The sequence below is a fragment of the Mesorhizobium sp. Arg314 genome (assembly GCF_053714275.1).
In genome coordinates this window covers 1-8,488 of the sequence record NZ_JBSKBP010000093.1, presented here as the reverse complement: position 1 = coordinate 8,488, position 8,488 = coordinate 1, and the positions used below count along the sequence as shown (strand labels likewise).

The 8,488-nt window shown below is 58.8% G+C and carries 5 protein-coding genes and 4 pseudogenes; 4 read left to right on the top strand and 5 right to left on the bottom strand.

What is annotated here, in order from left to right:
- Positions 1-55 precede the first annotated feature (55 nt).
- The 3 pseudogenes from ACWGS9_RS33440 to ACWGS9_RS33430 all read left to right on the top strand — a co-directional run.
- Positions 56-691 (top strand): annotated as a pseudogene (locus ACWGS9_RS33440) (IS3 family transposase); the annotation flags it as partial.
- Between the two features lie 32 nt (positions 692-723).
- Positions 724-2,086 (top strand): annotated as a pseudogene (locus tag ACWGS9_RS33435) (IS30 family transposase).
- Between the two features lie 37 nt (positions 2,087-2,123).
- Positions 2,124-2,402, top strand: a pseudogene (locus ACWGS9_RS33430) (IS3 family transposase); the annotation flags it as partial.
- 437 nt (positions 2,403-2,839) lie between these two features.
- On the opposite strand, the gene ACWGS9_RS33425 reads toward ACWGS9_RS33430, so the two are convergent.
- On the bottom strand, positions 2,840-3,568 hold the full coding sequence (locus ACWGS9_RS33425) for an SDR family NAD(P)-dependent oxidoreductase (RefSeq protein ID WP_454509230.1): 729 nt from the start codon (positions 3,566-3,568) through the stop codon (positions 2,840-2,842).
- Between the two features lie 50 nt (positions 3,569-3,618).
- Here ACWGS9_RS33425 and ACWGS9_RS33420 point away from each other — a divergent pair, with 50 nt between their 5' ends.
- Positions 3,619-3,816 (top strand): hypothetical protein, encoded by a 198-nt coding sequence (locus ACWGS9_RS33420; RefSeq protein WP_454509229.1) that lies wholly within the window; start codon positions 3,619-3,621, stop codon positions 3,814-3,816.
- Positions 3,817-3,873: 57 nt separating this feature from the next.
- Here the strand turns inward: ACWGS9_RS33420 and ACWGS9_RS33415 are convergent, their stop codons facing one another.
- The 4 genes and pseudogenes from ACWGS9_RS33415 to ACWGS9_RS33400 form a co-directional block, all read right to left on the bottom strand.
- On the bottom strand, positions 3,874-4,944 hold the full coding sequence (locus tag ACWGS9_RS33415) for an isopenicillin N synthase family dioxygenase (protein ID WP_454509228.1): 1,071 nt from the start codon (positions 4,942-4,944) through the stop codon (positions 3,874-3,876).
- 289 nt (positions 4,945-5,233) lie between these two features.
- Positions 5,234-5,489, bottom strand: a pseudogene (locus ACWGS9_RS33410) (IS630 family transposase); the annotation flags it as partial.
- Between the two features lie 240 nt (positions 5,490-5,729).
- Positions 5,730-8,009, bottom strand: a complete 2,280-nt coding sequence (locus tag ACWGS9_RS33405) for a N,N-dimethylformamidase beta subunit family domain-containing protein (protein ID WP_454509227.1) — start codon at positions 8,007-8,009, stop codon at positions 5,730-5,732.
- Positions 8,006-8,323 (bottom strand): ABC transporter permease, encoded by a 318-nt coding sequence (locus ACWGS9_RS33400; RefSeq protein ID WP_454509226.1) that lies wholly within the window; start codon positions 8,321-8,323, stop codon positions 8,006-8,008. The genes ACWGS9_RS33405 and ACWGS9_RS33400 overlap by 4 nt, the downstream gene beginning before the upstream one ends.
- Positions 8,324-8,488 lie beyond the last annotated feature (165 nt).

Sequence of the window (8,488 nt, the reverse complement as noted above, 5' to 3'; positions counted from 1 at the left end):
GCTGGGCTTCGTCTTGCAAGCCGTTCCCTGCGACGCCGGCGGTGCTGTTTCTTAGGAAGGCCGCAGCCTACTTCGCGAGGGAAGTGACATGAGGTTCGCTTTCATCGCGAGGCACCGGAACATCTGGCCGGTGGCATGGCTGTGCAGTGCGCTGGATGTGTCCCGCTCAGGCTTCCATGCCTGGCTCAACCGCAGCCCCAGCGCTCGCTCCCGGCATGACGAGATCCTCGTGTCTAGGATCGACCGCAGCTTCAAGAGCAGCGACCGCACCTATGGTTCTCGTCGCGTATGGCATGACGTGCTGGCCGAGGGTCTTTCCTGCGGCCTGCATCGTGTCGAGCGGCTGATGCGGGAGAACGGGCTGCGTGCCCGGCCTCGGCGTCGCGGATTGCCGAAGGATACAGGCGAACGAGCCGCCGTGTCGGACAACCTTCTCGACCGCGCCTTCGAGGCATCGGCGCCGAACCAGAAATGGATCGCCGACTTCACCTACATCTGGACCGCAGAAGGTTGGCTCTACGTTGCCGCCGTGGTCGATCTGTTCTCTCGCCGTGTCGTCGGCTGGGCGATGAAGGCCGAGATGACGGCGCAGCTCGTCACCGACGCCCTCGTCATGGCGATCTGGCGCCGAGGCAAACCGGACAGCCTGCTGCATCATTCCGACCAGGGATCGCAAAGGCGGATTCAAGCGGTCGTCGCAACACCTGAACGAAGGAGGTTGCAATGGGCATTGGAAAGCGATCACACCGTTCTGGACGGGCACCGTTGCCGTCACCGGGACGTCCGCCAGTGGCGAGGCGATCTGAACTCCAGCGATTCTGGTTGGGGATAGCGCAGGGGCTGACCAGCGAAGATGCTGCGCTGGCGGCTGGTATGTCGCAGCCTGTTGGAACCAGATTGTTCCGACAGGCGGGCGGCATGGCACCAGCGATGTTCAGATCTTCCACCAAGCGGCCGTCAGAGCGATACCTTGCATTTGCGGAACGTGAGGAGATCGCACTTCTTCGCGTTCAGGGCCTTCCGAGACGCGAGATCGGACGCCGCCTTGGCCGATCCGCCTCGACCATCTCCCGTGAGCTACGACGCAATGCCGCGACGCGCAGCGGCGGGCTGGAATATCGTGCATCGACAGCCCAATGGCACGCCGACCGATCGGCCCGTCGGCCCAAACCGACCAAGCTTGCGCTCAACACAACCTTGCGCACTTATGTGGAGCAGCGACTGGCCGGCGTCGTCATGACCCCAAGTGGCGCCGCCGTTCCTGGTCCGGCCGTTCGGTGGAAGGGCCGCCGGCACGGCCCGCGAAAGGATCGGCGATGGGCCAGGGCTTGGAGCCCGGAGCAGATCGCCCGACGCTTGCCGATCGACTTCCCGGACGACAAGACGATGCGCATCAGCCACGAAGCCATCTATCAAGCCCTCAGGGTCGGGGAGCGCTACGCCGCGAACTGTCGGCCTGCTTGCGAACGGGGCGCGTGCTGCGGGTCTCCAGGGCCCGCGTACGCAGTCGAGGTAAGAGCTTTGTCTCGCCGGAGATCATGATCAGTCAACGCCCCGCCGAAGCGGCCGATCGCGCGGTGCCGGGTCACTGGGAGGGAGACCTCATCCTTGGTCTTGGCAGCTCGGCGATCGGCACACTGGTTGAGCGTACGACACGCTTCACGATGTTGCTGCATCTTCCCCGGCTCGCGGGGCATGGCGAAGCTCCGCGCGTGAAGAATGGCCCTGCTCTCGCGGGACATGGGGCCGAAGCCGTGCGCGACGCGATTACGCGCACCATCATCACCTTACCCGAAGAACTGCGCCGTTCGCTGACCTGGGATCAGGGAGCCGAAATGGCTCAGCACGATCGTCTCAAGATCGACGCGGGTGTCCAAGTCTACTTCTGCGATCCGCAAAGCCCCTGGCAGCGCGGCACCAACGAGAACACCAATGGGCTGCTGCGTCAGTACTTCCCGAAGGGCACCGACCTGAGCGTCCACAGCGCCGACGAGATCGCCGCCGTGGCAGCGGCCCTTAATGCCCGACCGAGAAAAACCCTTGCTGGAAAACACCAGCAGAGGCACTTGACGAGTTGCTGTCGTGAGTGAACACAATCAGTGTTGCGACGACCGCTTGAATCCGCCCAATATACGAGCGAGCAGTTCCAGCGCCTGATGGCCGACCACGGGATCACGTGTTCGATGAGCCGGTCGGGCAATGTCTGGGACAATGCAGCCATGGAGAGCTTCTTCTCGTCGCTGAAAACCGAGCGAACAGCCCGCAAGGTCTATAGGACGAGAGATGCCGCCAGGGCGGATGTGTTCGACTACATCGAACGCTTCTACAACCCGCGGCGGAGGCACTCTACGTTGGACTATCTGAGCCCCGTGGAGTTCGAGGAACAAGCTATGTTAGCTTAACCTCGTGTCCGAAAAACCGGCAGCAGGCCATCCTGAGGAAGCCTCCGTTACGCGGATCGTATCTGGCTTATCGCCTTAGATCATGGAGCGAGCCCGCGCAATCTTTCCTAGGCTACATTCAATATAGGGGAACGGCGTTGAAGATCGCCCCTCGCGACCGCCTTGATCCGACTAGTGAACCGCAACTCCACCAGACTGACCGTCAGATCGTGATGGCGCCGCTGCAGGAGTCATCGCGGGCTGCTGCACACTCATGACAAGCGCGAGAGCCGGCAATTCATTGCTTTCGGTGAATCGGCTTGCATACAGAAAAGCGCCAATTCAATTCGGGTCGTCACCCGCGGGTTTGCTTCGTTCCGCTGCGCTTCAACAGGGCATCCCAGCAGCATACTAACACAAGGAACAGCGCGAAACGCACAGGACTTTTTTCTGTACTCTCACGGAAGACTCAGCTTTGCAGTGCGGCCGCCATCCACGACGAAGATCTGCCCGGTTACGAATGCAGCCTCGTCAGAGGCAATCCATGCGACCATAGCTGCTACCTCATCAACCCGTCCGGTTCGACCCAACGGATGGATGGCACCAAGCCGCTGCCGCGCCTGCTCGGGTAAAGCGGCGAGGAAACTGACATTCAGATTCGTATCGATCCATCCGGGAGCCACCCCGTTGCAACGCACCCCATCTGGGCCGCCATCGACTGCCACAGCACGAGTCAGGCCGTGCAGCCCTGCCTTCGAAGCACAGTAGGCCGCATGTCCCGGGTTGGACGCTAGCCCTTCTATCGATCCGATATTGACGATTACTCCGCGGCTTCTGCGCAGATGAGGCATCGCACGGCTGATCAATAGAAACGGAGCTTCAAGGTTGAGCGTCATTGTGCGTCGCCACTCGTCCAGCCCTGTCTCGTCTACTTTTGCTTCAACCATGCGCCCAGCGTTGTTGATGAGGAAATCGAGTCGGCCAGCCTGTTGAACGACATCGTCAATGATCCTGGAGGGAACGTCGGGTTCGCAAAGGTCTGCGATGATCGTTTCTATATGGCTGGCGTCGTCAAGCTGGACCCCAAAAACCCTGGCTCCCTCCGTTGCCAGCCTGTTGGCGATTGCTGCTCCAATGCCGCTGCTGGCTCCCGTCACCAGAGCAACCTTTCCGACAAAGCGTGTCATATGACCTTCCTCCCCTTCCCTTCTATGGGCGGTCCGCAAGTGAGTGGTGCATGGACGCCAAGAGCGGACCAGATTCCGTGATGTTCTTCTGGTGGCTCATTAAAGCCGCGACCGACACCATCCACGTTGGTTTCGCCTTGCCCACCCGACGTTGGCGTCTCAGGCATGACTGGGTCACCTCGATCGTCTTGTTCGCCATGCCTGAACACCTTTATTCGTACGCGGCACGATGCCGAGTCGATCTGTGACGTTCATGCGCATCCAGGCACCAAGCAGCCAGGTGCTGAATAGCCCACATGTCGCGCTCAGCCGGAATCGTGACCGTTGCCCCATGCAGTGGCATCGAGTTTTCGTGGCGGGGACGTGTCATTGATTTGGCTGTGGTCATTTCCATAATGAGGCAAAGTGCTGACAAATCTCTCCAACTTATGCACTCCGCAAGTGATCGGCTGGTATCGCGCTGGGTTGGCCTCGGAAACACAGTTCTCCAAGGGCGCGAAAACAGCGTCATGATCCGCGTCGATGAAGAACGGTATCGAATAGCGTTCTCGTCCGGAGGTGTTCACCACTCGATGCAGGTTCGCGATATAGAGATCGTTGGTCAGCTTCTGCAGCAAATCGCCGATGTTGACGACGAAGGTACCAGGGATCGGACTGCCCTCAACCCAGACCCCATCGCGGTTCATCACCTGAAGCCCACCGACGCTGTCCTGTGCAAGAATGGTCAAGTTGCCATAGTCGGTATGCGCGCCGATACCGATGATGCGCTCGTCCACGACCCCGGTCTGCGGCGGATAGTGCTGCAATCGTTGGATCGTGATGGGGTCCTTCATTCTCGGCTCGAAGAAATCTGGTGGAAGATCAAGGCTGAGCGCTATCCCCCTCAGAAGCTTTATCGATAGCTCCTTCATCGCCTCATGATAGGCGAACACGGTCTCTTGAAAACCGGGTAGGGTGGCCGGCCACTGGTTGGGCCCAAAGAACGGACCTTCGACACTCGGCCGCTCGGGACCGATGTCAAAGCACTCTTTTAAATCCTTGGTTTTTGAAGGGTCGGTGTTTTCGCCGAAGATTTCGATATAACCGCGGAGCGCGACGCCGGAATTACTGATATGCAACTTCATCTTCTCATCAACTGGCAGGTCGAAGAAAGCCTGAGCCTGCGCAAAGGTCTCATCCACCAGGGCCCCGGCGATACCGTGGTTCGTGATGTACATGAAACCGACATTGGTTAGCGCCCATCGAAATTCTTTCGCCACGCTTCGTGCGTCGCTTCCGTCCAACAACGGGCCCACGTCAATGATTGGGAGGCTCTCGAAAGTCTGACGCTGGGCACGAAGCCTGTCGTCGAGCTGGACCAGATTTGATGTCGTCATTGCATTTCACCCACATTGAACTGCGTCGACTCGTTTCACAGCGACCGGAGTCGCCGTGCACAGCAGAGCTTAAGCACCGGCTTCTCAGCGTCTGAACAATTGCTCAGATAGATGCCATAACTGCATTCCGGGGTCCAGAGAAAGAACAAAAACGTTTGGTTAAACTTAGTATATAATGTTAGGATACGTAAAATATTTGTATAATAAGCTAGCATTTGAGGCCGGTAATTCTTGTGGCCAGGGTAGGTATCTCATGGAGATTCCCTCGCAATTTTCACTGGACGGCGGGGGCCGCCTTGTGCGCCGGCAAGTTGTCTATGGTGACGATGTCGCGTGGTACAAGGTTCGCGACAATGACCTGCTCGACATAGGTTCGGAAGCCGGTGCCGTTCATGGCACCATCGTAGACGAATGGCGCGGTAAGGCCGGTCAGCCGCAGCGTCCGGTGAAGGTAATGGACTTCGAGTGACGAGGAGGCACTGGCGCGCCCAGCGGCGCGATCTTCGTCGACAGGTCAGTCTATCGATGAAGACGAGCCGTTTCGGTCATCACGCGCTCAATACGATCCCCGGCTTCGCGTAGTATGGCAACAGCGGCCTCCAGGAATGCCACCGCGCTCCATTGGCCCATCCGGCATCAACTGAACGAAAGCGATACGATGGGCGGCGTGGATACAGACTGTTGACGAATCCCAGCCGATGCCAGGTTGCGGTGACCAGGCCTGTCCCCCGACCGTTAATGCAATGTCCGATCGAGCCGAACCGGCCGACCTAAAGCGTGCTTACTCAGGTGATGGCGGCATCCGTGGAGTCGACCCACAACTGTGAACCCGGTAACGGAAACGGTTTGGGATCACGGAAGCGCTCAAGAACGTTCCGCGTGACTCGGGAGACATCGTTTTCGTAGTCGTCGACGGGCAGGCTCATGCACCAGGAAATGGACCCGACGGAGAAAACCGCTCCGCCGCCTGTGGTTTCGAAAAAGACAATGTCTGACCGGACGTTTTTGTTCTCACTCCCACCAATCATCCAATGCATCGCGCCGAACTCTTCCTTAGTCAACATCATGTTGTCGGTATGATCGATGGAAGTGGCTATAACGACAGCATGTCTTGGTGAGCCGAGGGCCGGATCGTAACGATCCAGTTCCTGTCCGGCAGCGCCATTGCCAGCCAGGCCATAGTCCCCGAACTTCGAACCTTTGGTGATACCCTTGAAAACAAAATCGACGCGGGGATCCGTGCTGCCCGGACACCACTGGTAATATGAACCTGACATGAAACCCTGTGCGCAAAAGCCAATTCCAACGAGTTGGTTGGGGGTTCGGTCCTGGCGACGCCATAGCCCACCGTATTCGCCAGTCGTGCTCATGAAATATTCGCCCGCTTCAGCCGACCAGGCGCGGGAACCGTCTTCAGCGCGCCGAACCTCGATCAACCCAGGCAGCGTTGGATGAAACGCGGTCCTCCAATAGAACCCGTCGCCGCCGAGATACATCAAACGGCCGCCTCGACCGAGGTGTGTCTTCAGCGCATCCCACATTGCCAAAGAAACGTATTCGGGATGGCATCCCGTCAGGACGACCCGATAAGGTGCGAGAATGCTCTCTCCTTCGTTATGGAGGTCTTCGTCCGTGATGAAGTCTGCGGCTATGCCTAACGCATCGAGCCAGCCGGTCAGATACCCGTCACCACCGAACCTCCAATATTTTGCATTGGGGGACATGGTCAGGACGGGCCGAAGACGCGACGAATAACAAACGCCGCTTCCGTCGGTGTGAAGATCGTACAGCGACTTTCCGTATTCCGGGTTCTCATTGAGGAAAACGTCATCTTCTCCGAAAATCAGAAGGCTGCCCATGCTCATCTCGTCGAGCGGGTCGCGTGCGATGAGCGTCTGGTTGGCATAAGCCATGTAAGTCGCCGTCGAGGCCAGGTAGACCACATCGGAAGTGGCCTGGCCCTTCGACGGCCTTACGAAGAAGATCACATAGGCTGGGCTTGCGTCCTGAGCGTCGAGGCGCGCGGCATAAACGCCGCTTTCGAGCCCGCTCGGGATCGTGAAGGCAAAGTCGGTCGACCAGCCGGCGTCATAGAGGTCGTCGTCATGAAAATGGATAGCGCCATATTCATGTGGCGCGGTTCGCCAGTCATGGAATCTCCCGGTCCAGTTGAAACCTTTCATGGCCCGGGTAGGCATGTTGACCAGGTGACCGTGCAGTCCGTTGCCCGAAACATCTTTGAAGACGTCCGAGCCCTGATCGATGCTGAAATCCCAAGCGGCTGAAACACACTCGTTTAGCCGGTCGACGGCGGCGCCGCTGCCAAGCGAGGCCATCTCCTCAACCGAAAGGACGCAGGCGTGAAGTTTAGGAGAATCGATCTTCCCGTTGTAATGCCCGCCTGCCAACAACGGTCCGTCGCCATCGGACGCTTTGTGGGCAGCGATGAAGAAATGTCTTTGCGCACGGTTCCCATGAAAGGCAGCAATATCAAACTTACGGGTCTCCGGGGAGCCGAGATCACCGATATCACAGCGGGGACCCTGGTGCAGGACAACGGTGCGGTCTTTTGCACTGTAGCTGGCCGCAACGAAGACCCACTGCCGCTCAAGCAACGGCGTGGGCAAATTGGCGGTGGACAGGTTCCCTTCACCATCGCCTATCAAAAACGTCAATCGACCCGTCTCGTCGATCTCAATCGCAAAACCCAAGCTGCGGCTCTCGTCCCAAGTACCAGCGATGGTTTGACGCCTGGTTCCAAGCAGGGTTGGCCAGAGCCAGGTCTGGAACGTGAAGTCCCCTAAGCCGGAAAACGCGGTCGCATGGTCCACACAGCCGTAAGACCCAGTGTGGATCGGCTGCCGTCGAGCGGGATATTCCCGGTTGAACGCGGCTTCGACTTCACGTTCGATCAAACCGGCTGTGCGCGGATGCTCTTCAGTAGTAATGAGCCGTACCAGCCGAGCCGAGAAGGTCGATGCGGGACCTTGCGAACTCACCTTGAATTCAACAGTGTCGCCCGGCTTGGCGCTTATGACGTTTGTGTAACCAGACAGCGTCCTCATGCTTCAGCTCCATCCGGAAGCTCAGTTCCGAAATGTTGGCGCCAGCGTTGGCGGAACACGTACCACTCCGCCTCCGCCAGGTCCTCAAAGATGATGTCCTCATGTTTTGTCATGGGACGGCCGGGGATCCCTGTGAGGGTGACAAGCATCCAGCTGCGATTGGGCCGAATTGTCAGCAAGGCATGTTTTCCGGCGATCGGGAGACTGCGAAACATGCGCAGAAGCTTCTGCAGGTTCGGGCTGTGAGGCCCGAACGGTGCCCGACGGAATTCACCTGCCAGTGCAAGTGCCTCTGAGGGATCAGCAAAGTCCATGAGGTCTCACCTGGCCTGAGCGGTTGCCTTGGCGGGAGCAAGTTCACTCTCGAGCGCGACGTCGATCGATTCGTCGATGATGCCCAGCGCTTCGTCGACGAGCGCATCCGTCAGGACCAGCGGGACAAGGAAGCGGATGACGTTGAAGTGTCGGCCGGCCGATGC